We start from the raw sequence: 22,254 nt of genomic DNA, 5'->3' as shown, positions 1-22,254 counted from the left end.
GTTAAGTCTGCTCTGTTCCTATAAATAACTGATTGCCAACTTTTACCCCAATTCCCAAGATATAAACCTCATAGGTATCAAGGTTAGTCTCGTAAAACACTCGGAACCGATTACTCGGCCCAAATCGTAACTCCCAAGTAGCACCTAGTTCAGAAGGTTCCAGTAACGGTTTGCGGTTGCGCGTTTCTAGCTCTGGCTCATAGCTCAACTGCTCCTCTATTGTAGTGCGGATTAACGAATAATACTTGCGATCGATCGCTGCAAGATGCTGAAAGACAGGGCGCGTAAAGATAATTTCAAACTTCTGCTGAGGTGTCATGCTTAGTTAAGGTCATTATCATTCATATTAGACCAAAAGGGCGATCGTTCTTGCTAAATTTAGGATATAATCACACATAAGTTACAGCTAGACTTGCCCACTTCTTTTGACAAATAATTGTCAGTTCAGCCAATAATTGCTAAAATGATCCCAAAATACTATTCTGATTAGCCAATGAGCAACATCTCTATCAGCTTGCCAGATGAATTACTCACATACGTCAATCAAAAAGCGCCAAACCCCAGTGCTTTGATCGAATCTCTCTTAAAACAATGGCGAAAACAACAAGAAAACCAAGCTTTAGCAGAAGCTTGCAAGCTAATTGACGAATTAGATTTAGGATGGGATGAGGAATGGCAAGCTCAAGCGATTACCGACTGGGAAGTATCTGGATAGCTAGATTCGATCCCTCAGTAGGAACAGAAATACGCAAAACGCGGCCTGCATTGGTAATTTCTGGTACTCTCTTCAACGAGCGACGCAGCAAAGTGACTGTTTTGCCGTTTACCTCCGCTCGTGCTCACGATCCTCGGATTTCTGCTGCTGCGATCTTAGTACCCACATCCCCACAAAATGGTTTAGATGCAGACAGTTTGCTAGTCTGTGTCGATCCCATGACTTTCGACAAAACGAGATTAGTACAACAACTCGGCCAATTGGAATCGGAGCTATTTTCCCAAGCTCAAGAGATTTTGCAGCGCTATTTGGAATTATAGCGATCGCCCGACGCTAACTCTCACCAAAAATAAAAGCGAGATCCATTTTGGATAGTTCCAAAATGGATCTCGCTTCTGCTTGTAGGATGGAATAACCGCTTCCATCTCCCAATTTCCATGACCACCCCCATCCAGCAAGAAGCCCGCCAAATTCTCGACACTCTCGCCTTTACCCCCTTCGATCGATGCCATCCCCTCAGCCGCGACTTCGACACCATTCCTGCTAAAGTTGGTTTGTACGCCTTTCGACATCGCACCGAAGGATTGCTCTACATCGGCAAAGCCAAGAACCTCCGCGATCGACTCCGAGGCGGTCACAAAGCCTTTCTCTGGGGCTGGCTCGATCGCTACGATCCAGATGATGTAAGGATCGCCTTTGTTACCCTCAACCAATGGCAAAAACCAGGGTTATTATATGAATTAGAAACCCTCATCCTGCAAGCTACAAATCCTCCCTACAACGTTAAAATCCCCAGAGAACAATGAATCATACCCTCAACATCCAACACTTGCCACCATCCGCTATTCATTCGCTGATGACCCATTTGCCGGACTATGTGAAAGTCGCCCTGATGGAAAAAGCTACGCAGCTAGAATGCTCTCTGGAAGCTGCGATCGAAATGGCGATCGCTAGTTTTCTAGACTCAGAAGCTTTCAGCTTTGAAGATTGCCTATTATCGCAACGTCTTCAGGAATCAGAACTGGTAGAATCTCCCCAAAGGAAATAGGGAACGATCGCCATTTCTCAGGATAATTCAGAAAGGCGATCGACCATAATTCATCAAAAGATCGATCGACCTTCTGACATCCGCGTTAATCTGCGTCCATCTGTGGTCAAAAAAGAGCGATCGCCCTTTCTAACAATCCAGAAGGGCTATCGCTCTTCAACTTCCCATCTCAAGACTAAAGATTTATTCATTCTCATCAACATTATCAAAAATATCTTCGATGTCCCGTGTCCCGTGAATCACACGCAAAATTTCTACCCCTGAGTCTATGAGACGGTAGAAAATCAGATATCTCCTAAAACCTTTAATAGCTTATTGTCGCACATCGATTAAATTCGGATGAGAAAATTGACAGCGTTTTCCCATTTTCGGCGTTTGGGCCAATTGTTTAAAGGTTTCTCCCGCCGCGACAAGAAAGCGATCGGAAGCATCCATATTATCTTCCGCAATGTAAGTTGCCAATTCAATTAAATCGCGGATAACTTGCGGACGTTTTTGGATCGAGGTCATTTTTCTCCCTGCAACCCCTGATTCTGGGAAATACGCGATCGCACAGCTTGACGAATCTCCATCCAATTTTCCTCCGTCATAGCGGTAGGATTTCCCGATTCCAAACCCTCTAATAACATCGCTTCCAAACGTTCTGAAGCTTTACGTTTTTGGTCTTGGCGAATTAACTCACGGAAATACTCGCTAGCTGTACTATAACCACCTTGGGCTACCTGTGCTTCTATATAAGTTCGCATTGAGTCAGGTAGAGAAATATTCATGCTTGTCACGGGTATTACTTACCTCATTTAACTCGTTATTTTTAATATGGCAGATTTTGCCATTTTTTGTCAAGTCTCATAACCACTAATTTTTTAATAATAAAATGGGAAAGGGCGATCGCTTCGTAATATCAATACTCCGTCAATTCTTGCAAGTCTGTATCTTCCTTATAGATTTCTGCATAGAGAGCCGCAGATTCTTCCAATTGCTCCGCATACTCCGCATCCTCTGGGTTATCCCAAATTTTAGCAAAAGCTGCTTCTGAGAGTTTGGTCACAGTATCAACTAGAACACCAGCTTCACTTCGCGTTAATAGGAAGTCGATAAAATCTTTTAATACCGTAATTTTATCTGGCGGTAAACTACGGATTTTTTTCATCAGCTCTGCTTCTGGGTTTTGGGTGATACTCATTTGAGCTACCACTTATTTATTGATAAGATAGCATATACTTGATATTCCGTCAATATTGCGATGTTGCAGAAACGATCGCCCAAACTGGTAAAATCCTAGCAAATCCCAGATGAAATCCCAGATGAGACTAAGCAAATTCAACTTTTGTGCGATCGCAATTTTCCTAACTTTGGGCATTTTCGGCAGTACCAAAGCAGACGGAGGAATTGCACAGTTCAGTTTCAGCAACAAATCCACTCAAACTTTAGCACAAACCCTCCCTCCTCCTCCGCCTCCTGCTCCTGCCAAATTACCTGTCACCGAACAAGAAGGCCCGCCAATTACTAGCGAATCCGTGCCGGATCAAATAGCTTTAGCAACCCATTTGCAGACTATCAAAGCTAGAATGTTCGGTGCTTACTGGTGTCCTCACTGTCACACGCAACAAGAACTTTTCGGCCAACCCGCATTTACCGCGATTACTTACATTGAGTGCGATCCCAGAGGTAAAGATGCTCAACCAGATTTGTGCAAAGCAGCTAATATTAAAGCTTATCCCACTTGGGAAATTCGCGGTAAATATTACACTGGTAGGCTATCTTTGGAAAAAATTGCTATCTTATCGGGTTATAAAGGCAGCAGGAATTTTCAGCCACAACTTCCCTCTCCTTAAATATATCTAAATTAGGAATGAGAATTAAATAACTTACAATTTTAATTATTCTGGGATGGGCGTCCCGCCGGTCCAGAAAAGACGGGCGGGACGCCCATCCGACAAATATGTGTAAGTTATTAAATTTTCGTTCCTTAGTTGACGACACTCGCCCACTAAAAAACCGGGTTTTTGAACCGAGATTGACGGTTTTAGGCAAAAATTTTGGTTAAAAACCCGGTTTCTTGCCACCTGCGCGTCTAGCAGTATAAATGTAAGGCGCACAAGCACCTGAATTTATGACTTTTATGAATCGAGCTTATGAATAATATGAATTGACGTAAAAGCGAGATAATTATTTAATGGTACTTAGGCGGACATATCTATTTTAATTCCAAATTAGCACTTATTCACGAGACTGAAACGATGCACTTACAATCTAGGAAAAAACTAATAACTTTCAGCAGTTTGCTGTGCTTGTCAGCAATTGTATTTCCGGTAGCCAGCCAAGCTATAACTGTACAAGAAGTACCGAATCCACGCCAAAATCACACTTGGGTAACAGATAAAGCAAATATTCTCAGCGACAGCACGGAAATTCAGCTAAATCAGGTGATTGCGGAGTTGGAGGCGAAAAATGGCTCAGAAATTGCAGTGGTGACAGTGCCTGATACTAAGCCATCCGCGACACCCAAAGCATTTGCTACAGAATTATTTAACTCTTGGGGAATTGGCAAGAAAGGTAAAAATAACGGAGTTTTATTGTTGATTTCGTCGGGGGAACGCCGCGTTCAGATTGAAACTGGTACCGGGATTCAAGGCATTTTGCCGGATGCGAAAACTGTGAGTATTATTCAAACGGAAATTACGCCCAAATTTAAACAGCAAGACTTTGACGGGGGGACATTGGCGGGGACAAAGGCGTTAGTTAATGTTTTGCAAACTCCGATCGCAAATGTGCGATCGCAAAACGCGCTACCTTTGGCTCCCATAGTACCAGGACAAGGCGTACAACCGTCTGCAAATACTCAATCTCAAAATACGCTGCCTTTGGCTCCCATAGTACCAGGACAAGGGGTAACACCGTCGCCAATACCTGCTCAATCGCCAGTTGTTACGGATGATAACTCATCAGGTGGCGTGTTCATATTTTTCTTAATCCTTGCCTTGCCTGTGTTATTGATAGGATGGATAATTCGGTCTATTATGTCCAGTTCCCGCTCTTCTTCTAATAGTCGCAGGCGTCATTACGGTAATAGAACCAGCGGTAATAGCACCAACGGTTACGGTAGCAGTAGTAACGATTACAGTAGCAGTAGCAGTAGCAGTAGTAGCGATTACAGTAGTAGCAGCAGTAGCGACTCGGGCGGTAGCTTTGGTGGTGGTGACTCTGGGGGTGGTGGCGGTGGTGGGGATTACTGATAGTTGTAAGGTGCTCTTCGGCGCACCCTATTTGAGCTTGATTTATACATTTTCCCTAGAATGACCACAATCATATTGGTTTGTAGTGAGGACTTTAGTCCTCGGATGGATGCGGACTAAAGTCCTCACTACAAACCTTTTTTAGGATTAACTTTTACTCCGAAAAGTAGTCTGTAACTATTTTCAAAATTCGGGAGGAGGCTAAGCCGTCGCCAAAGGGATTAATTGCCATTGCCATCGCGTCGTAAGCTTTAGAATCACTCAGCAATTCTGCGGCTTTTGCTGTAATTGTATCAGAATTTGTACCGACAAGTTTAGCAGTGCCTGCGGAAACTGCTTCTGGCCTTTCTGTGGTTTCTCGCAATACTAAAACTGGCTTACCCAAACTCGGTGCTTCTTCTTGCAATCCGCCTGAATCTGTCAAGATTAAATGACTTCTCTGCATCGCTCCTACTAATTCTGCGTAATCTAATGGTTCTGTTAAAAAGATTCTTGAATGGTCGCCCAATAGAGCTTTTAATGGTTCCCGGACTGTGGGATTTCGGTGTAGTGGTAAGAGCAAGGCTGTGTCGGGAAATTTATCTAAGATTTGAATAAATGCCTTGGCAATTCCTGCTAATGGTTTGCCCCAATTTTCGCGGCGGTGTACTGTTGCTAAAATGGTGCGATGTTGGCTCCAATCTAAGTTGGGAATGTTGCATTCGGGTTCGCGTTTGGCGACAGATAGCAAAGCGTCGATGACTGTGTTGCCTGTACGGTGAATTTCTCCCAAAACGCCCGATCGCACTAAATTATCCGCAGCCAGCGCTGTTGGGGCAAAATGCAGCCGTGTGAGCTGCGAAATCAACCGCCGATTAGCTTCTTCGGGATAGGGATTGAACACGTCGTCAGTCCGCAATCCGGCTTCTACGTGACCTACGGGTATTTTTTGGTAGAATGCAGCCAAGGCAGCGGCAAAGGCTGTCGTTGTATCTCCCTGTACTAAGACGATTTCTGGCTGCAACTCTTTAAACAAGGCTTCCAAACCATGCAAACTCCGGGAAGTGATATCTGTCAAGCTTTGCTGGTGCTGCATAATGGCTAAATCTCGATCGGCTTTCAGGTCGAACATCTGCATCACTTGCTCGACCATTTCTCGGTGCTGACCGGTTAAAATTACTTGGGTGTCAAAGTTTGGCGATTTTTTGAACAGTTGAATTACTGGGGCTAGTTTAATCGCTTCCGGGCGAGTTCCTAAGACTATGCAAACGCGGTGAATGGTTTTGGGCATATTCATTCAGTTGACAGTTGACAGTTGACAGTTGACAGTTGACAGATGAGGGCGAACTCTACCTGGCAGTCCGAGGATTGGAGTAATGAATAGTCTTCTTTTAATTTCTACCTACAAGGGTTCCGGCTTTAAACCAATTCTTTGTGGTAAAATATAGTTAAGTTTATTGATGCTCGCATTTTGACTACTTTCAAGAACAGGCAGGATGCCTGTCCCACAATAATCCAATGTTTTTGTATGCACGCGAACCTGCACATAAATAGATGATTGCTTGGGCGCAGAATGTTAGTTCATCCGAATCTACTTAATGTTAAAATTATCTCGACCATTGGAGTTTTTTAATCTTTAATTTAATTTATTATGCCATATCGATACATTTTATTTTACAAACCTTACGATGTTTTAACTCAGTTCACTGACCATTCAGGGGAAACTAAACGCAGCACTCTTAAAGATTTTATTCCGATTCCTGATGTTTATGCGGTGGGAAGACTCGATCGCGATAGTGAAGGTTTGCTACTGTTAACCGATGACGGACAAATGCAGCACCGCCTCAGCGATCCGAAATTCGCTCATCCCCGCACTTACTTGGTGCAAGTCGAAGGGGTTCCCGATGCAGGCGCGATCGCCCGTTTGCAAACTGGTGTCACCATTCAAGATTATCGGACTCGATCGGCAAAAGTGCAATTATTGTCCGCAGAACCCGAATTGCCGCCCCGCGAACCCCCGATTCGATTTCGCAAACACATTCCGACAGCTTGGCTGGAAATGACTCTCACCGAAGGCCGCAACCGACAAGTGCGCCGGATGACGGCAGCAGTGGGGTTTCCGACGCTGCGGCTGGTGAGAAGCGCGATCGGGCATTTGCGTCTGGAAGGCCTCAAACCCGGTGAATGGCGCGAATTAACTCAAACAGAAATCAAACTATTTTAAGATTTGCACAGAACAGCATCAGGAGCCTGCATTGTGCACCCTAATTTCTGGAAGGTAAACTAAAACTTTCCTTTCCATCCCGATCTTTTTGCACCCGAGCTCCCAACTTAACAAGAGCTTGTTTTGCCCTTTGACGCACCAACTTATCAGTTGTTTGATAATAAACCGTGCTCCAAGCATTAAACCGCACCGACACGCTATCTGGATCTCGGCGCAAAAACTCAGCAGTTGCTCGAAAAAGCGGCGCCAATTTCTTCCCCTCCTGGGTCTTTTCCACCCAATCAGCAGCCATTTCGTGAGAGCGAATTGACTCGGGAATGTCTCCCAACAGCAGTAACTCATCAAGACCTTTTGTTCGCCACACTATCCACGCTTGGGGATGAATTTGCGGCGACAAGGCGTTAGTACCCCGCTCGATGAACTTAATAGCAGTTTCAGGTTTTCCCTGATAAAAAGAAACGGCTGTTGACAGAAACAGGTAGATGTCAGCCCACCTGGGGTCGCGCTGGGTAACTATGTCAAAATAATCTTGGCCCAGATTGTAGCCGGTCACATTTCGTGCTTCGTCATCGCCAAAATACTGCAAAAATTTGAGAAATGTCCAATCTGCAATTAAATTGTCAAACCCAAAACTAGGGAGATTTTTGAGCATTTTCAGCCGCAGGGCTTCTTGCTGGGCTTCTTGCTGGGCGGCTTGCTTGAAACTAGCAGCAGATATTGCAGAGAGCGGCTTTTGCTCCTCAACGCCAACTGAGGTCATTCCGCCTAATTGCCCGATCGACTGCATGGTAATGACTCCAGCCAGCGCTGCTGCACCGATAACTCCATTAACGAGCAGACTCAACCACTTACGCGAAAAATTTTCGATTTTAGTTTCCATGAGACATTTAAATCCAAGTTTTAAATTAAGTTTATTAAAATAGAGTAATGATTGGTTGGCGATCGACTATAAAGCTGGTTAAACTATCCAAAGGGATGCTATGGCCTCCACAACATAGTTTAAGTGGTAGTTTGAGATTTTTTAGCAATTTTAAATCTCAAATCAACAATCAAAAATAGAATTGAGCCAAAATTCAATGAATCAAGCCCGCAGACGCTTTTCTAAGTTACAGGCAGCCCTGTTCACTGGGGCGATGGCAACAACCGCTTCGATATCTTTACTCGTTCCCAGTCTGAGTCAGTCAGTCCGCGCCGAACTTCAAGATAGCCCCAAAGCTGTCTTAGACGAAGCTTGGCAAATTGTGAACCGAGATTATGTCGATCCAACCTTTAACAAGACTGACTGGCAAGTTACCCGCCAAGAATTGCTCAGCAAAAATTATACTTCTCGCGAAGCTGCCTACACTGCCCTCCGCAATGCCCTAGAAAAATTAAAAGACCCCTACACCCGCTTCATGGATCCGAAACAGTACGAAGCGCTGAAGAGTCAAATCTCCGGGGAACTGACAGGGGTGGGGATGAGGCTCGAAGAAGACGAGAAAACGAAAGCGATCACGGTAGTTGAGCCGATGGAAAATTCCCCAGCCCTGAAGGCAGGGATTCAAGCTGGCGATACGATTTTGGTGATTGACGGCAAACCTACCAAAGGTATGACTGTCGCGGATGCGGCTCAAATAATTCGGGGTGCCGAAGGCACGAAAGTCACGCTGCGGATTGCTCGTCAGGGCAAAAGCGAGTTTGATATTACTCTGACTAGGGCGAAAATTGAGGTAGCAGCGGTTCGCTACAGCCTTAAGAAGGAAGCTGACAAGAATGTCGGTTATATCCGCTTGCAAGAGTTTAGCTCCCACGCGGGCGAACAAATGCAGCGGGCGATTAAAAATCTCTCGGAGCAGAAAGCTGACGCTTTTGTGTTGGATTTGCGGGGTAATCCCGGCGGGTTGCTGTCGGTGAGCATTGATATCGCGCAGATGTGGATGGATTCTGGGGCGATCGTCCGTACAGTCTATCGTGCGGGAGATTCTCAGGAAATGCGGGCCAACCGCACTGCAATCACTAACAAGCCTTTGGTGGTGTTGGTGGACAACAACTCGGCCAGCGCCAGCGAGATTTTGGCCGGTGCGCTGAAGGACAACAAGCGCGCCACTGTGATGGGCGGCCAAACTTTTGGCAAAGCTTTGGTGCAGTCTACGCATCCTTTGTCTGACGGTTCGGGATTGGCGGTGACGATCGCCCACTACTATACTCCCAACGGTACGGATATCAGTCACAAGGGCGTTACTCCCGATGTCAAGGTGGAAGTTAGCGACGAACAAAAGCTGAAATTAGCTAATAAACCGACGTTGGTTGCGACGAAGGACGATCCTTGCTACGCGCAGGCGATCGCACTTTTGAAAACTAGCGCTGCATCGGTACGTCCCACTGTTGGTAATGAGGCTCTTGCTCCTAAAAAGTAGTTGAACACCGTCAGACAATAACAATTAGTTTTAAGATGAAACCCGCACCGGCGGGTTTTGTTTTGTCAAGAATTGATTGCATCGATTAATCACTGTAAGATTAGTTCGTAGTGCGGACTTCAGTCCGCAGCCAGTAAGATTGGTTCGTAGTGCGGACTTCATATCGTTTCCGGGTGCATCGGAATTATATAGTGCGAGCGTCTCGCTCGCGACATAGATCGCGAGCGAGACGCTCGCACTACATAATTCAAATATATTATTCCGATGCTACCGGATTTGATATCAGTCCGCAGCCGTATAGCGGACTGAAGTCCGCACTACGAACGGTTTTTGTGATGCTAATTGACAGGACATGATATTAATGGCTCGTGCTTTGTTGCATCTAATATCTACGATTGAATGATGCTATCAAACAAAGTTAAAAGTCCTAACTCCTGGGTCGGACACGGCAATGCCGTTTTCCTACTTTTCAGAATTGATAGAATTAAGACGCCGGATAAACTCTAAGGGCAAATCGTCGGTATCAGCAATAAAAGCTACTTCATAAACATTTTGCCCGATCGCCTGTTGAGTCGGTTCTAATAAAACTTTCAAAGCTTGAAACTGATTTGGTTCGTCTTTAGCTGCTTCCTCAAACCGCTGTTTGAGAGACTGCAACCAACTCGGCAAATCAGTTGTCGCCTCAGTCAAATCGAAAGATAAATGATAATATCCAACATAATGCTCGTCACCGAAAGCATCCGGTGCGGGTTTTGGTTCCGGAATTTGGATGAGTTCGATGCGTCCGTTGAGACCTTCCATCCAACAGGCTAGGGTGTAACCTGTGGTAAAGCGATCGCTCACAGTAAAGCCTAACTGTTCGTAAAAGGCGATCGCCCGATGAATGTTAGCAGTGCGAATCGAGGCGTGGTGCATTTGGCAGTTGACAGTTGATAGTTGACAGTTGATAGTTGACAGTTGGCAGTTGATAGTTGGCAGTTGTCAATTGGTAGTTGTCAATTGGTAGTTGGCACTTATTATTTATCCTATGTTATTTGTCACCTACTACTAAGAAATTAATAAACTAATAACTACTGCCAACGGACAACGGACAACGGACAACGGACTATTCAAACAATCGAAAATAGGGATATCTAATTGGAACTCCCGGCTCTTTTTCCAAATCAAAATTAATCACTTCCCAGCAAGGTTCCTCTTGGGGATCGGGGCTAAAATCCACAGGTAAACCGTACAGCCTCGGGCGTGGCGAATCCGGCTGGCCCCGCCAAGGCGTGCTGCGTTCCAAATAAGCGCTGATTAAGTCTCGATAACGTTGGGCAACGATGACGCGAGTTGCTCGGTACCCTTGAGTATAAAGTCGATCGAGCGCTTCGTGAATTTCAAACCGAATTCCGTCAGGGTGAGTGTGCTGGCGATACCATTCATCCTCCCAGCGGCGCCAGTGTCGCCCAGACTGAAGGTGAACCAGTTCCCCCGTTTTTGGATCTGCCTCAAATGCCCCGTGACGCGGACACAAATAGGTATCCGTGAGTGTTAAAGCCGGAATTGTTTGGCGACAGTGTGGACACTGAATTTCCGGGCCAAACATCGGGTATTGCAAGGCAACTTCAATCATTTATTGCGTCCCAGCATATTTATCTGCAAAAGTGGCAAATAGTCTTATTATATCCCGTATCAACAACCAGCTAATCTGCTAGAAGTATCACGATCGACCAAAAAGATGAGCAATCTCAACGAACCTCTGCTTGCACTTCCTGCCTATTGGCCATTGCCGGATCTCTCCGAAGCTGCTTTTGTCGCTGAGGGCGCTGTTGTCATCGGCAGGGTAGAGGTGGCTGCGGGCGCTAGTATCTGGTACGGGGCGGTGGTGCGGGGGGATGTAGAACGAATTGCGATCGGCAAAAGTACCAATATCCAAGATGGAGCAATTCTACACGGCGATCCGGGGAAACCGACTGTTTTAGAAGATTTTGTGACAGTAGGACATCGAGCGGTCATTCATTCAGCTTACATTGAACGGGGCTGTTTGATCGGGATTGGGGCGATCGTCCTGGACGGAGTGAGAGTCGGCACAGGTGCGATCGTCGGTGCAGGGGCGGTTGTGACGAAGGATGTTCCCCCTCACACGCTAGTGACTGGAGTGCCTGCCAAGCGGCTGCGAGACTTGTCTGAAGAGGAATCTGCGGAGTTGGTGGAACACGCCAAGCGTTACGAAAAGTTGGCTTTGGTTCACGCGGGAAAAGGAACTGATTTGGGATTTGGTTAGTTGATAGAATAAGATTTTCAACATTCATGTCAACTTAAAACTGAAACCCTCTGTCTCTCTCGTTTTTATCGAAGTCTAGATCCCCCTAAATCCCCCTTAAGAAGGGGGACTTTGAGAATATTTCTTGTCCCCTGCTTATTAAGGGGGGCTAGGGGGGATCTCCGGGTTAGTTTTATTCGAGAAGAATGCTAAACTAAAGTAATTAAAATCAAGCAAAAAAGTATTGATTTCTAATGGCTTACACCGCGCAAAAAATCCTCACCTTTGAAGCATTTGTCGATCGATACTGTGACAACCCCCGCTACGAACTTGCTGACGGAGAATTAGTTGACAGGTCACCCACAGGCCCCCACGAAACCGTCAGTGGTAAACTGGTAGCTCAAATAGTAATTGCGATCGCAGCAGAAAAACTACCTTGGTTCATTCCCCGCACTTGTTTGATCCGTCCATTTTCCGACGCAGCTACTGCCCGCCGTCCCGATATTGTAGTGTTAGATGAAACTGCCCTTGTCAGCGAACCCCTCTGGGAAAGAGAACCTGTAATCACGCTGGGGCGATCGATTAAATTGGCAGTAGAAGTCGTCAGCACTAACTGGGAAACAGATTATGCCCGAAAAGTTGAAGAATATGCTCTTTTAGGAATTCCAGAATATTGGATTGTTGATTATCGCGGATTGGGAGGCTTGGCTTTTATCGGTAAACCGAAACAACCTACTGTCACCGTTTGTCAACTAATCGATCAAGATTATGCCAAACAACAATTTCGCATGGGTGAACGGATTATTTCTCCTCTGTTAAAGAGTTTGCAACTTCGATTAGATGATATTTTGCCCCGTTAGGCGATCGGGTTTGTGTTAAAATTATCAAAGATCGTATTCAAAAATCAAATCAACGTTGTTCTGAAAAATTGGATAAAGCGTAAGCAATTCTGATGTTATATGAAAATAATAGTTATCTAAAGGCAAAATAATAATTTCTGCTTCTACTAAAATCGCCAAAAAATACTGTAATAGGGAGATACTTCTGGGAATTTGCTTGCTGGGAGTTGAATTAATTTTTTTTGTAATACACTTAATAACCTCTTGAACTTTATCCACTTTTCCAGCCCTGACAAGAATACCATATAAATTATCGCAAAAACGGGTCATATCTTTGGGCTTAAGTTCTTCGGGAATTTTTTCTCGCTGGAATAGTTCTTGAGTAGCAATAGCTAGTTGACGCTTTTTTTTGTTTCAGGATCCTCACTTTCTTGTATAGCAGGAGATATTTGTTCAAATGCCAGAATCATTGTATCTAGCTGTTCAACAATCGCTTTTATTTGTGCTGCTAAACGGAGTTTCTTCCAGTCAATTTCCGAACCTTTATAAACTAGATCGTGGGTTGAAACTGCCCATGCGTGTTCAAAAGCACTTTTTATTTGAATTTCAAAGATGACATTAAAAATACTCAAAAAATTATCGATATTGCTATCATCTACACTTTTTAAGCGGGCATAAATTCTAGTTGAATCAAATTTAAAAGTATCGGGAGATTTTTTATTCTGTCCTCTTTTGACTGTTTGAGTAACCTGAAAAGTATCTTGACAAAATTTAATTACCTCTTTTTCTTGTGATAAATTTGGGATAATGACTGTACAACCAAATAAGTCATCTAGTTTTGACCATTTTTCAAATCTACCTGTCTCAATTTTTTCTGCTAAAGATTCAATAGTTTTAATTCTAGAAGTCAGTGCATATCCCTTGTTGTCACAAAAATTTAGCATTGTTTCTTTTACTAGCTTTGCAACCTCTTGGACGAAGGGAAGATATTGTTCATATTGGCGGTCTAAAATAGAAGGATAAATCATAAATTCGATATTTTACAGATTGATTACAAATTAGTATTTCCTGAAATCAATAATTTTAAGATATTAATTCTAGTTTTAGTTTTTTCAATTCCTGATGAACCCAATGAAGTTGTGATTGCCTCATAATAAGCTTGAGCTTCTTGAGTTTTTATTGCTAATTCAGGAGATTTTACTAATTCCATCAATTCGTAAATTCTCTGGCAGACATCGGCTGTTATATTTAATGATTTTTCACGCTTTAATTCTGCGATCGCGCCAAAAAATGAATAAAAGTCAGCTTGATTTTTGAGTTTTGTTTTGCATAAATTTATATCTTTAGGCGAAACATCTAACAAGTCTTTTATTAATTCTATAACTTGTTTAAATTCAGATGCTATTTCATCTTGCTCCTCCCAAGCTAAATCTCGATCGTTAAAAGCTTTATCCAAATCATCCTGACGATAAGACTTAACTCCTTCTTCTAGAAACAATAAAAGTAGAGTCACAAACTCTACATCTTTCATTTGTTTTTTGTCTTTTGCAGGAATTAAGGGAAAGCTTGGTGGGAGAATTGCAGCTATCCAGTCAGTTAAATCTTCTACAGTAGTGATAAATCCGCCATTGAACTTTGCATGACGCAGTTCTTGACGTGTTAACTTGATCACATTACGGTTGATTCGGTTAAATATATCATTGATGATTCGTTCATCGTCGGATGGGACATATTCAACAGCAAACTGATATTTCCAAAAATTTTGCTTGACTTCGTTTTCTAAGTCTTTGAAAGATTTACCTGTCAGTCTTGTCAAAGTTGCTTGTTCACTTACCGGAAATTTATTCTCAGCAAACTCAAATAAAGTAGATAACCTTTGTTTGCCATCAACAACACTATACTTAGATCTGCCTTCAGATGTGATTTCTTGATACAAAAAGATAGCAGGGGCAGGATATCCATTAAGTACAGTATCAATGAAAAAGTCTTTATATTCTTGATTCCAAACACTGCGTCTTTGATAAGGTGGCTCAAGGTCAAGTAGACCTCTTGTGTAGAGATCCCAAAACCAAGAAACAGTTTGAAAATTTATGGCTCGACTCATCTGACTTGTTCCGCAGTAGGGTAAACTGTTAATTTCAATTATATACTATTAAGGCTCTGCGACACTTGCACCGATCGCCCTTGCCACCAAAATCAAATCATGAACGATCGCACATCCAATTCAAACATTCCTCCACACACCTGGAAACGCGCCATCGGCCTCGGTTGGGACAATCCCTATACAGTCCGCTACGCAAGCAATCTCGACGACGGGCCCTGGCACGGAATGCCTCTGGGTGGCTTCGGTGCAGGCTGCATCGGGCGATCGCCCCGAGGTGATTTCAACCTCTGGCACATCGACGGCGGCGAGCACATTTTTCGCAGTTTACCAGCTTGTCAGTTCAGTATATTTGAAGAAACAAAAGGCAAAAAACAAGCCTATGCACTGTCAACCGAACCGCCTACAGATGGCAGTTTATCTAGTTGGCAATGGTATCCTTCTGAAGGAAGAAGTAAGAAGGAAGAAGGAAGAAGAGAAGAGCAAGAAGAAGTAACGGGATGCAAGTATAATTCTGGTAGTTATCATGCTTTATATCCGCGCAGTTGGTATGTTTACGAAAATGTGTTTGAAGCTCAATTAAGCTGCGAGCAATTTTCTCCAATATTGCCGAACAATTATCAAGAAAGCAGTTACCCAGTTGCCATGTTTGAATGGGTAGCGCACAATCCGACAGATGCGCCGATTACTCTCAGCATCATGCTAACTTGGGAGAATATTGTCGGCTGGTTTACTAATGCTGTACCCCCCCAGCCCCCCCTTAGTAAGGGGGGGTACGGGGGGGTTCCCGTGAAGGTGCGAGATGATGGCAGTCCATTTTATGACTATAAATCCCGGTGGGGAGAAAGTGGCGGAAATATGAATTTGTTGGTGGAAGATTTTCACCGTTTTGGTTGCGTGATGACGCGGCTGACTGCTGACGATCGGCCACAAGAAGGAGATGGACAATGGGCGATCGCAACTATTACCAATCCGGCGGTAGAAGTATTCTATCAAACTCGCTGGAATCCCGCAGGGGACGGCGAGGATATTTGGCGGCACTTTTCTCAACAAGGTTTCTTGTTGGATGACAGAGACGAGACAGCCGCCGCCCCAGGAGAACAGTTAGCTTGTGCGATCGCAGTTCGGTTTACAGTTAGACCAGGAAAAACTCGCAAAATCCCCTTTATCATAGCTTGGGATTTGCCCGTTACTGAATTTGCATCGGGAGTTTCTTACTACCGCCGTTATACCGATTTCTTCGGGCGCAATGGCAAAAATGTCTGGCCGATTATTCGCACGGCGATGAAGCATTCGGATACTTGGCGCGAAAATATTGAAGCTTGGCAAAAACCGATTTTAGAACGGACTGATTTGTCAGATAGTTTTAAAATGGCGCTGTTTAATGAATTGTACATTTTAACTCAGGGCGGTAGTCTCTGGAGTGCAGCAGATGAACGCGATCCGAAGGGTCAATTTGGGGTTTTGGAGTGTATTGATTACCGCTGGTACGAAAGTTTGGACGTGCGGCTTTACGGTTCTTTTGCTTTATTGATGCTGTGGCCTGAATTAGAAAAGTCTGTCATGATTGCCTTTGCTAGGGCAATTTCTGCGGGTGACGATACTCCGCGAGTTATTGGTTGGAATCAAGCTGCGGCGATTAGAAAAGCTGTCGGTGCGACGCCGCACGATTTGGGTGCTCCCAACGAACATCCTTGGGAAAAAACGAATTATACTAGCTATCAAGATTGCAATTTGTGGAAGGATTTACCTTGCGATTTTGTGTTGCAGGTTTATCGGGATTTCCTGTTGACTGGTGGCACAGATTGTGAGTTTTTGCAAGAGTGTTGGCCGGCGATTGTTGAGGCTTTGGCTTATCTGAAAACTTTTGATGAGGATGGGGATGGCATTCCTGAGAATTCGGGTGCGCCGGATCAGACGTTTGATGATTGGCAAATGCGGGGGATTAGTGCGTATTGCGGCGGTTTGTGGTTGGCGGCGCTGGAAAGTGCGATCGCGATCGGCGAAATCTTAGAAGATGCAGCACCGGATATACTTCCGAATCCGCAAGAGAAGATTGCATTATATCACAGTTGGCTGCTACAAGCAAGACCTAGCTATCAAGAAAAACTGTGGAACGGTCAATATTACCGTTTGGACAGCGAGAGTAATTCGGAAGTGGTGATGGCCGACCAATTGTGCGGTCAATTTTACGCAAAACTGTTGGGATTGCCGGATATTGTGCCGCCTGAATGTGCAGTCAGCGCTTTAGAAACTGTGTATGAATCTTGCTTTTTGAAGTTCAATGATGGTGAGTTTGGTGCGGCGAATGGGGTGATGTTGAACGGTTCGCCGGAAAATCCGAATGCGACTCATCCTTTGGAAGTTTGGACGGGGATTAATTTTGGGTTGGCGGCTTTTTTGGTACAGATGGGAATGGAGGATAAGGCGTTTAAGTTGACGGATGTGGTGGTGAAGCAGATTTATGAGAATGGGTTGCAGTTTCGGACGCCGGAAGCGATTACGGCTGGGGGGACTTTTCGGGCGAGTCACTATTTGCGGGCGATGGCGATTTGGGCAATTTATGGGGTGTTGACTGGTTTTAAATAGGGCATTGGTGCGATAAAATTAGGTACGTTGTTGGGCTTTAGCCCTCGGGATTTAAGAGGTTCTATAAGCTATCAGTCATGCCTCACCTTTATGATAAAGGCTATAGCATTTATCATAAACATGAGGTATGATTGTAAATGGAGTTTTTGATGCGACCTCGCTTACTATATAATCTAATACGGTTTATTTAACGCTTTTTGAATAATTTTATATGACGATTTTCTGCCAATACAGGCATTTTTGGCAAGTCAGATTTTTCTTAAGGATCGCAAATTAAATAATTTATACAAGGAAAGTGGAATGGGCGGGAGAGCCCGTTCATAAAGGACGGGCTCTCCCGCCCATCCCACAAAAACCATCAAATTGTAAGTTATTTAATTCTCATTCCTAAGTCAACTGTATTGCTATATAATCACTATAATCACTACTCTAAGAGGGCTAAAGCCCAACAACATACCTTTCGCAAGCTTAGACAATTTTCTGTTACCATAAAGTTTTTTGAACATTTTATAACTCTCTAAACTTGCAGAAGAAATCATCACGCACGAATAACTGTAATCTCCCGGTTCAATGGACTAGCATGAATTTCAGTTTTCAGCCGTTCTTCCAATTCTAGTGCATTGTCTCTGCGATCGAAGATTACCAACCAACCTTTATCTTGTCCCAATCTAGCTAAATACCCATCCAACTGTTCCAAACCTTTACTCAAAGGATCGACTTTCCTATTCCGCCACACCTTCAGTTCAATTCCCAATGTCACCTCACCATAGCGCAAACACAGATCCATGCGATCGCGCCCAATGGCATATTCTCTCTCTAACGTTCCCCCACCGTTAATCACCCGATGCAGAAACGCCATCAACACCAAATGTGGCGCAATTTCGGGATAAGATGCACTTTTGAGCAACGGTTCGCCATGTTGCAGCCAAAAGGCGAGAAAGGCCTTGAGAAGGGCATCTGTGTTTAATTCTCCGTTGGCGCCCAACCAACTGGGACTGATAATCGGTAAACTATCTTGGGGGCCTTGGGCTAAAACTCGCGGTAAAACTTCTCGATAAATCGGATTGGCGATGACTAGCCCCCCAGCCGGATCGCGTCTGAGTAAACCCAAGTCTACCAAATATTGGCGATCGTCATTGGAAGATTCGGGCAATTCTCGTCCGGCTAAAATCGGTTCGATAATGGCTTTGACTCGGTTTTCTCTGAGTTTTTCTGCTAAACTATCTAAATGCGTATCTTGTCGTTTAATCAGAATCTCTTTAGCGGTTAAAATATGCTCTGCTGTAATTTCTATTGATTCATCAGTGACTAACTCTTCTACAATTTCTTTAGCTAACGCATTCACTAACCAAGGTTGTCCCTGAGTCAATTCAAAAGCTAAAGCTGAGGCTTCTGTTGTAAAAACTTGTCCGGTATCTTCTGTATGTTGATTGTAGAGTTCTACCACTTCAGCAGCATTAAAATTCCGCATAGTGAGGGAACGAACTTTAATATTAAATGGACTAGAAGTATTGAGCCTGTCACTGCCACCTGCCGCCACTTTATAATCTCTCACATCTCGCAAACCAATTAAACCAACTGATTGAGGAAAAGCGTTTGGACGATTGGGATAACCATCGCGTAATTGACGTAGAATAGAGATTAAAGCAAGGTCTTGTAAGGCATCAATTTCATCAATCAAAATAACTAAAGGACGAGGGGAAGATTCAGCCCAAAGACTGAGTGCATCGCCGATGCGGTGTCCGGCTTCTAATGAAGACCAAGCTATAGGTTGTAACTCTTGGGGTAATCTGATAGAAAGTGCTCGCCTCCAAGCACCGAGAATAGCATCTTCAGCACCAGGAATATCTTGACTGAAAGGTGCGCCCACTTCAACTGACAGCATGACAGCGGTATATTGTCCGCTTTCAGTGAGTTGTTTGGCTAAAGACAACATGGCAGTGGTTTTGCCGATTTGTCGGGGTGCGTGGATGACGAAATAGTTTTCCTGGGCTATCAGTCGTTCTAGGTTGGGGACGCGACTGGTTGCAGACAGCATATAGTGGATATCAGCACGGCAGGGGCCGGCGGTATTGAACCATCTAGGCATAGCTAAATTGGGGTGAATCAGGGGTTGCTTTTAGTTTAGCTTGCGGTTGTCGGAATGCCGATCGCCCCCAAGCGTCAGCAAATTCGATTTTGCACCCTCGAAGCGGTTTCAACGGCTATCTTCAATCTACAAACCCAACTCAATTACTCTAAAATCTTGTTGGGTGATGAAATTAGCTTGCACGCCGTTGAGAGTCGCTAAGATTTTATCTGTGTTGGCAATTTTGATTAAGGTTGCACCGCCATCTTGAACTATGCTGAGTCGATCGACATTTAAGCCTCCCGTCAAAACCAATAAATCCTCACCTTGCCTAAAATCAGCTATTACATCGCCACTTTCTCCCGCAGTCAACAAAAAGTAATCGCGCCCGCTTCCCCCTTGCAGCGTATCTTTTCCTAAATCTCCAATCAACCAGTCGTCACCACTTCCTCCAATCAAAGTATCATTACCCTTGCCACCATAAAGAGTATCCTTACCCTCACCGCCGCACAATTTATCCGCATCTTCATCACCAAAAATTAGATCGTTGCCACTACCGCCGCACAAATAATCTTTTTGACTGCTACCATCCGTCGGAATATTGTCAATATCTCCGAAAATTGTATCGTCGCCGTCGCCACCGCAGATGGTGTCACTTCCCAAATCTCCAAACAGCAAATCGTTGCCTGATTCGCCGCAAATTAGATCGTTATCTTTGCCGCCGTGGATGGTGTCATTGCCATCGCCACCAACAAGAGTATCTTCGCTTTCTTGCCCGTATAAAAGGTCGTTGCCCTTATCCCCAAACAGCAAATCTTTTCCTGTTAAATCGCCATCAGATGAGTCAGAAGTGCCACCAAATAAACTGTCATTACCTCGATCGCCAAACAAGGTATCGTTGCCTTTGTCGCCCCACACTATGTCATCATCTTTGCCTGCGATCGCCAGATCGTCATCTTTGCCCGCATAAATAACATCATTCCCAGCCTCCCCGACAATGTAGTCGTTATCTTCGTTGCCAAATATTGTGTCGCTGTCTGCATCAGCGCCCACAGCAACTGGGCTAGCAAGGCCGCCGTAAATATTGTCTCTGCCGAATAAGCCAATTAGCAAGTCGTTGCCGCTAAAACCGTTGATGCTGTCATTAATATCGCTGCCGGTGAGAGTATCTTTACCGTCAGTACCGTTGAGGGTGTTTGCAGTGATGTTGGGGCCGTCCATGGCTGTGCGATCGGGTAAATTGATTCGATCGCACATACAGTCTTCAACAGCAGTAAAAATTACCGCAGGTGTTGGGGTTTCGGTTGGTAGAGGTGCGATGGGAACGATCGGCATTTCTCCAGGCGTTGGTGTCGGTGTGGGAGTTTCCGCTGGCGTCGGAGTCGGAATTGCGATCGGCGTGCGAATGGGTGCGATCGGCGTCGGAGTGGGAATTGCGATCGGCGTGGGAGTCGGAGTTTCCGCTGGCGTGGGAGTCGGAGTTTCCGCTGGCGTCGGAGTGGGAGTTTCCGCTGGCGTCGGAGTCGGAATTGCGATCGGAGTTGGCGTCGGAGTCGGAGTTTCCGCTGGCGTCGGAGTCGGAATTGCGATCGGCGTCGGAGTTGGAGTTTCCGCTGGCGTGGGAGTCGGAATTGCGATCGGAGTTGGCGTCGGAGTTGGAGTCGGAATGGGAGTCGGAATGGGAGTTGGCGTCGGAGTATAATCTAAAATAGTCAAAATAGCAGTAGAATTCGTTCCCAAAATCGCACCATTGCTAGGCAAACTCAAGCTGAGATTAACAGTTTCATCGCCTTCTATTAAGGAGTCGTCAATAATTGGTACAGTAAAAGTTTTCTGAGTTTCGCCGATCGCAAAATTCAGCCTACCCGATGCAGCAGTATAATCGTTGCCAGCATTAGCAGTGCCGTTCGACGTACTGTAACTCACATCAGCAGCAACATCAGTATTTGTGCGAATGACAGTAATTGTGGCAGCAGTACCGTTTTCCCTGGCAGTGTAGTTAGCGGTACTGAAGTTAAACGCGCCTGCACTCTTGACGCTAATGTTCACCGCAACGGGCGAAGACTCAAGGATTCCGTCATTAAGGTTGTATGTAAAGCTGTCTGTTCCCGAGAAGCCAGTATTGGGAGTATAAGTAAAAGAGCCGTTTTTATTTAATATGAGATTGCCTTTGTTGGGCAAAGCAACCGGGGCGGCTGTCAGCGGGTTGCCATCCGGATCGATGTCATTGGCCAAGACGCCCGCGATCGCATCCACGTTGAGAACACTGCTATCCAATGTACTGTAACTGTCTGGATTGGCGATCGGCGATCGGTTGATGATATTGATATTGACCGGCACCGAAGCAGACGTTAATACCCCGTCAGAAATGTTGTAACTGAACTTGTCTGTACCAACAAAACCTTGATTGGGAGTATAGCTGAAGGAACCGTCAGCCTTGAAATTTACCTTGCCGTTGTTGGGGGCTGCATCAAGTTTGGCGGTTAGAAAGTCGCCGTCGGAGTCGATGTCATTAGCCAAGAGTCCAGGGGCTGAAATATTGAGTGTCTTGTCGCGGGGAATGGTGTAGCTGTCGCTATTTGCCTGCGGTGGCTGATTGGTGACATTGATCTTTACCGGAGTCTCCGCAGAGGTGGATGCCCCGTCACTGATGTTGTAGCTAAATTCCTCCAAGCCGACAAAACCCGGATTGGGAGTATAGCTAAAGGAACCGTTAGCGTTGAAATTGACCTTGCCGTTTTTGGGTAATGTTACCAGTTTGGCAGTCAACGGATCGCTGTTGGGGTCGCTGTCGTTGCCCAAGACTCCGGGGGC

General features: G+C 44.9%; 24 protein-coding genes. 11 read left to right on the top strand and 13 right to left on the bottom strand.

Annotated features, from left to right (window positions below; all coding sequences use genetic code 11):
• Nucleotide 1 precedes the first annotated feature (1 nt).
• Nucleotides 2-319 carry an addiction module toxin RelE gene (locus tag JGK22_RS18035; protein ID WP_293178667.1) on the bottom strand — a complete coding sequence of 106 codons (318 nt, stop codon included), beginning with the start codon at nucleotides 317-319 and terminating at the stop codon, nucleotides 2-4.
• Nucleotides 320-493: 174 nt separating this feature from the next.
• Between JGK22_RS18035 and JGK22_RS18030 the strand changes: the two genes are divergently transcribed.
• From JGK22_RS18030 to JGK22_RS18015, 4 genes are all read left to right on the top strand, one after another.
• Nucleotides 494-715, top strand: a complete 222-nt coding sequence (locus JGK22_RS18030; protein WP_293178664.1) for a hypothetical protein — start codon at nucleotides 494-496, stop codon at nucleotides 713-715.
• The gene (locus JGK22_RS18025; protein ID WP_293218772.1) at nucleotides 673-1,035 is read left to right on the top strand and encodes a type II toxin-antitoxin system PemK/MazF family toxin; all 363 of its coding nucleotides are present in this window, start codon (nucleotides 673-675) and stop codon (nucleotides 1,033-1,035) included. The genes JGK22_RS18030 and JGK22_RS18025 overlap by 43 nt, the downstream gene beginning before the upstream one ends.
• Before the next feature lie 117 nt (nucleotides 1,036-1,152).
• Complete coding sequence (locus tag JGK22_RS18020) at nucleotides 1,153-1,521, top strand: GIY-YIG nuclease family protein (RefSeq protein ID WP_293178658.1); 369 nt, start codon at nucleotides 1,153-1,155, stop codon at nucleotides 1,519-1,521.
• Nucleotides 1,518-1,763: a hypothetical protein gene (locus tag JGK22_RS18015; RefSeq protein WP_293178655.1), complete on the top strand. Its 246-nt coding sequence runs from the start codon at nucleotides 1,518-1,520 to the stop codon at nucleotides 1,761-1,763. Before JGK22_RS18020 ends, JGK22_RS18015 begins: the two co-directional genes overlap by 4 nt.
• Before the next feature lie 312 nt (nucleotides 1,764-2,075).
• Here JGK22_RS18015 and JGK22_RS18010 read toward each other — a convergent pair whose 3' ends face one another.
• The 3 genes from JGK22_RS18010 to JGK22_RS18000 form a co-directional block, all read right to left on the bottom strand.
• Nucleotides 2,076-2,273 (bottom strand): type II toxin-antitoxin system RelE/ParE family toxin, encoded by a 198-nt coding sequence (locus JGK22_RS18010; RefSeq protein ID WP_293313341.1) that lies wholly within the window; start codon nucleotides 2,271-2,273, stop codon nucleotides 2,076-2,078.
• Nucleotides 2,270-2,533 (bottom strand): type II toxin-antitoxin system ParD family antitoxin, encoded by a 264-nt coding sequence (locus JGK22_RS18005; protein WP_293178653.1) that lies wholly within the window; start codon nucleotides 2,531-2,533, stop codon nucleotides 2,270-2,272. Before JGK22_RS18005 ends, JGK22_RS18010 begins: the two co-directional genes overlap by 4 nt.
• 131 nt (nucleotides 2,534-2,664) lie before the next feature.
• On the bottom strand, nucleotides 2,665-2,946 hold the full coding sequence (locus tag JGK22_RS18000; protein ID WP_293193498.1) for a toxin-antitoxin system, antitoxin component, Xre family protein: 282 nt from the start codon (nucleotides 2,944-2,946) through the stop codon (nucleotides 2,665-2,667).
• Between the two features lie 121 nt (nucleotides 2,947-3,067).
• Here JGK22_RS18000 and JGK22_RS17995 point away from each other — a divergent pair, with 121 nt between their 5' ends.
• Together JGK22_RS17995 and JGK22_RS17990 are read left to right on the top strand one after the other, a co-directional pair.
• Nucleotides 3,068-3,598 (top strand): hypothetical protein, encoded by a 531-nt coding sequence (locus JGK22_RS17995; protein WP_293193497.1) that lies wholly within the window; start codon nucleotides 3,068-3,070, stop codon nucleotides 3,596-3,598.
• Nucleotides 3,599-4,003: 405 nt separating this feature from the next.
• Entirely contained in the window at nucleotides 4,004-4,999 is a 996-nt protein-coding gene (locus JGK22_RS17990; protein WP_293178644.1) for a TPM domain-containing protein, read from the top strand.
• Nucleotides 5,000-5,153: 154 nt separating this feature from the next.
• On the opposite strand, the gene wecB is transcribed toward JGK22_RS17990, so the two are convergent.
• Entirely contained in the window at nucleotides 5,154-6,269 is a 1,116-nt protein-coding gene (gene wecB, locus JGK22_RS17985; RefSeq protein WP_293178641.1) for a UDP-N-acetylglucosamine 2-epimerase (non-hydrolyzing), read from the bottom strand.
• A 360-nt stretch (nucleotides 6,270-6,629) separates the two neighbouring features.
• Between wecB and JGK22_RS17980 the strand changes: the two genes are divergently transcribed.
• Nucleotides 6,630-7,202: a pseudouridine synthase gene (locus tag JGK22_RS17980; RefSeq protein WP_293178638.1), complete on the top strand. Its 573-nt coding sequence runs from the start codon at nucleotides 6,630-6,632 to the stop codon at nucleotides 7,200-7,202.
• A 40-nt stretch (nucleotides 7,203-7,242) separates the two neighbouring features.
• Here the strand turns inward: JGK22_RS17980 and JGK22_RS17975 are convergent, their stop codons facing one another.
• Nucleotides 7,243-8,082: a hypothetical protein gene (locus JGK22_RS17975; protein ID WP_293178635.1), complete on the bottom strand. Its 840-nt coding sequence runs from the start codon at nucleotides 8,080-8,082 to the stop codon at nucleotides 7,243-7,245.
• A gap of 196 nt (nucleotides 8,083-8,278) precedes the next feature.
• On the opposite strand from JGK22_RS17975, the gene ctpB reads away from it, so the two are divergent.
• A complete protein-coding gene (gene ctpB / locus JGK22_RS17970) occupies nucleotides 8,279-9,598 on the top strand; it encodes a carboxyl-terminal processing protease CtpB (protein ID WP_293178632.1) in 1,320 nt (439 codons plus the stop codon).
• A 462-nt stretch (nucleotides 9,599-10,060) separates the two neighbouring features.
• Here the strand turns inward: ctpB and JGK22_RS17965 are convergent, their stop codons facing one another.
• Together JGK22_RS17965 and JGK22_RS17960 are read right to left on the bottom strand one after the other, a co-directional pair.
• Nucleotides 10,061-10,513: a VOC family protein gene (locus JGK22_RS17965; RefSeq protein ID WP_293178629.1), complete on the bottom strand. Its 453-nt coding sequence runs from the start codon at nucleotides 10,511-10,513 to the stop codon at nucleotides 10,061-10,063.
• A 190-nt stretch (nucleotides 10,514-10,703) separates the two neighbouring features.
• Nucleotides 10,704-11,213, bottom strand: coding sequence for a TIGR02652 family protein (locus JGK22_RS17960; protein ID WP_293178626.1), 510 nt, complete (start codon nucleotides 11,211-11,213; stop codon nucleotides 10,704-10,706).
• 105 nt (nucleotides 11,214-11,318) lie between these two features.
• On the opposite strand from JGK22_RS17960, the gene JGK22_RS17955 reads away from it, so the two are divergent.
• Nucleotides 11,319-11,864, top strand: coding sequence for a gamma carbonic anhydrase family protein (locus JGK22_RS17955; RefSeq protein ID WP_293213054.1), 546 nt, complete (start codon nucleotides 11,319-11,321; stop codon nucleotides 11,862-11,864).
• 233 nt (nucleotides 11,865-12,097) lie between these two features.
• Nucleotides 12,098-12,703: a Uma2 family endonuclease gene (locus JGK22_RS17950; protein ID WP_293218764.1), complete on the top strand. Its 606-nt coding sequence runs from the start codon at nucleotides 12,098-12,100 to the stop codon at nucleotides 12,701-12,703.
• Between the two features lie 24 nt (nucleotides 12,704-12,727).
• On the opposite strand, the gene JGK22_RS17945 is transcribed toward JGK22_RS17950, so the two are convergent.
• The 3 genes from JGK22_RS17945 to JGK22_RS17935 form a co-directional block, all read right to left on the bottom strand.
• Nucleotides 12,728-13,012 carry a hypothetical protein gene (locus JGK22_RS17945; protein ID WP_293218762.1) on the bottom strand — a complete coding sequence of 95 codons (285 nt, stop codon included), beginning with the start codon at nucleotides 13,010-13,012 and terminating at the stop codon, nucleotides 12,728-12,730.
• A 62-nt stretch (nucleotides 13,013-13,074) separates the two neighbouring features.
• The gene (locus tag JGK22_RS17940) at nucleotides 13,075-13,710 is read right to left on the bottom strand and encodes a hypothetical protein (protein WP_293218760.1); all 636 of its coding nucleotides are present in this window, start codon (nucleotides 13,708-13,710) and stop codon (nucleotides 13,075-13,077) included.
• A gap of 23 nt (nucleotides 13,711-13,733) precedes the next feature.
• Nucleotides 13,734-14,786: a DUF262 domain-containing protein gene (locus JGK22_RS17935; protein ID WP_293178615.1), complete on the bottom strand. Its 1,053-nt coding sequence runs from the start codon at nucleotides 14,784-14,786 to the stop codon at nucleotides 13,734-13,736.
• A gap of 99 nt (nucleotides 14,787-14,885) precedes the next feature.
• On the opposite strand from JGK22_RS17935, the gene JGK22_RS17930 reads away from it, so the two are divergent.
• Nucleotides 14,886-17,372 carry a GH116 family glycosyl hydrolase gene (locus JGK22_RS17930; RefSeq protein WP_293313340.1) on the top strand — a complete coding sequence of 829 codons (2,487 nt, stop codon included), beginning with the start codon at nucleotides 14,886-14,888 and terminating at the stop codon, nucleotides 17,370-17,372.
• A gap of 538 nt (nucleotides 17,373-17,910) precedes the next feature.
• Here JGK22_RS17930 and JGK22_RS17925 read toward each other — a convergent pair.
• Both JGK22_RS17925 and JGK22_RS17920 read right to left on the bottom strand, forming a co-directional pair.
• Nucleotides 17,911-19,461 carry an ATP-binding protein gene (locus tag JGK22_RS17925; RefSeq protein ID WP_293193460.1) on the bottom strand — a complete coding sequence of 517 codons (1,551 nt, stop codon included), beginning with the start codon at nucleotides 19,459-19,461 and terminating at the stop codon, nucleotides 17,911-17,913.
• 126 nt (nucleotides 19,462-19,587) lie between these two features.
• Nucleotides 19,588-22,254 (bottom strand): Ig-like domain-containing protein (locus tag JGK22_RS17920; RefSeq protein WP_293313339.1); only part of this gene is annotated, 2,667 nt, incomplete at its 5' end.

The sequence above is a fragment of the Microcoleus sp. PH2017_08_TRC_O_A genome (assembly GCF_020738665.1).
Classification (GTDB): Bacteria; Cyanobacteriota; Cyanobacteriia; order Cyanobacteriales; family Microcoleaceae; genus Microcoleus.
Note: the sequence above shows the minus strand (reverse complement) of the source record. Positions and strands in the feature narration are given on the sequence as shown.

What these genes read in the sequence shown, in the direction of transcription:
- JGK22_RS18035 (WP_293178667.1), bottom strand. Translation starts at nt 319, where the DNA reads ATGACACCTCAGCAGAAGTTTGAAATTATCTTTACGCGCCCTGTCTTT.
- JGK22_RS18030 (WP_293178664.1), top strand. Translation starts at nt 494, where the DNA reads ATGAGCAACATCTCTATCAGCTTGCCAGATGAATTACTCACATACGTC.
- JGK22_RS18025 (WP_293218772.1), top strand. Translation starts at nt 673, where the DNA reads ATGGCAAGCTCAAGCGATTACCGACTGGGAAGTATCTGGATAGCTAGA.
- JGK22_RS18020 (WP_293178658.1), top strand. Translation starts at nt 1,153, where the DNA reads ATGACCACCCCCATCCAGCAAGAAGCCCGCCAAATTCTCGACACTCTC.
- JGK22_RS18015 (WP_293178655.1), top strand. Translation starts at nt 1,518, where the DNA reads ATGAATCATACCCTCAACATCCAACACTTGCCACCATCCGCTATTCAT.
- JGK22_RS18010 (WP_293313341.1), bottom strand. Translation starts at nt 2,273, where the DNA reads ATGACCTCGATCCAAAAACGTCCGCAAGTTATCCGCGATTTAATTGAA.
- JGK22_RS18005 (WP_293178653.1), bottom strand. Translation starts at nt 2,533, where the DNA reads ATGAATATTTCTCTACCTGACTCAATGCGAACTTATATAGAAGCACAG.
- JGK22_RS18000 (WP_293193498.1), bottom strand. Translation starts at nt 2,946, where the DNA reads ATGAGTATCACCCAAAACCCAGAAGCAGAGCTGATGAAAAAAATCCGT.
- JGK22_RS17995 (WP_293193497.1), top strand. Translation starts at nt 3,068, where the DNA reads ATGAGACTAAGCAAATTCAACTTTTGTGCGATCGCAATTTTCCTAACT.
- JGK22_RS17990 (WP_293178644.1), top strand. Translation starts at nt 4,004, where the DNA reads ATGCACTTACAATCTAGGAAAAAACTAATAACTTTCAGCAGTTTGCTG.
- wecB (WP_293178641.1), bottom strand. Translation starts at nt 6,269, where the DNA reads ATGCCCAAAACCATTCACCGCGTTTGCATAGTCTTAGGAACTCGCCCG.
- JGK22_RS17980 (WP_293178638.1), top strand. Translation starts at nt 6,630, where the DNA reads ATGCCATATCGATACATTTTATTTTACAAACCTTACGATGTTTTAACT.
- JGK22_RS17975 (WP_293178635.1), bottom strand. Translation starts at nt 8,082, where the DNA reads ATGGAAACTAAAATCGAAAATTTTTCGCGTAAGTGGTTGAGTCTGCTC.
- ctpB (WP_293178632.1), top strand. Translation starts at nt 8,279, where the DNA reads ATGAATCAAGCCCGCAGACGCTTTTCTAAGTTACAGGCAGCCCTGTTC.
- JGK22_RS17965 (WP_293178629.1), bottom strand. Translation starts at nt 10,513, where the DNA reads ATGCACCACGCCTCGATTCGCACTGCTAACATTCATCGGGCGATCGCC.
- JGK22_RS17960 (WP_293178626.1), bottom strand. Translation starts at nt 11,213, where the DNA reads ATGATTGAAGTTGCCTTGCAATACCCGATGTTTGGCCCGGAAATTCAG.
- JGK22_RS17955 (WP_293213054.1), top strand. Translation starts at nt 11,319, where the DNA reads ATGAGCAATCTCAACGAACCTCTGCTTGCACTTCCTGCCTATTGGCCA.
- JGK22_RS17950 (WP_293218764.1), top strand. Translation starts at nt 12,098, where the DNA reads ATGGCTTACACCGCGCAAAAAATCCTCACCTTTGAAGCATTTGTCGAT.
- JGK22_RS17945 (WP_293218762.1), bottom strand. Translation starts at nt 13,012, where the DNA reads ATGACCCGTTTTTGCGATAATTTATATGGTATTCTTGTCAGGGCTGGA.
- JGK22_RS17940 (WP_293218760.1), bottom strand. Translation starts at nt 13,710, where the DNA reads ATGATTTATCCTTCTATTTTAGACCGCCAATATGAACAATATCTTCCC.
- JGK22_RS17935 (WP_293178615.1), bottom strand. Translation starts at nt 14,786, where the DNA reads ATGAGTCGAGCCATAAATTTTCAAACTGTTTCTTGGTTTTGGGATCTC.
- JGK22_RS17930 (WP_293313340.1), top strand. Translation starts at nt 14,886, where the DNA reads ATGAACGATCGCACATCCAATTCAAACATTCCTCCACACACCTGGAAA.
- JGK22_RS17925 (WP_293193460.1), bottom strand. Translation starts at nt 19,461, where the DNA reads ATGCCTAGATGGTTCAATACCGCCGGCCCCTGCCGTGCTGATATCCAC.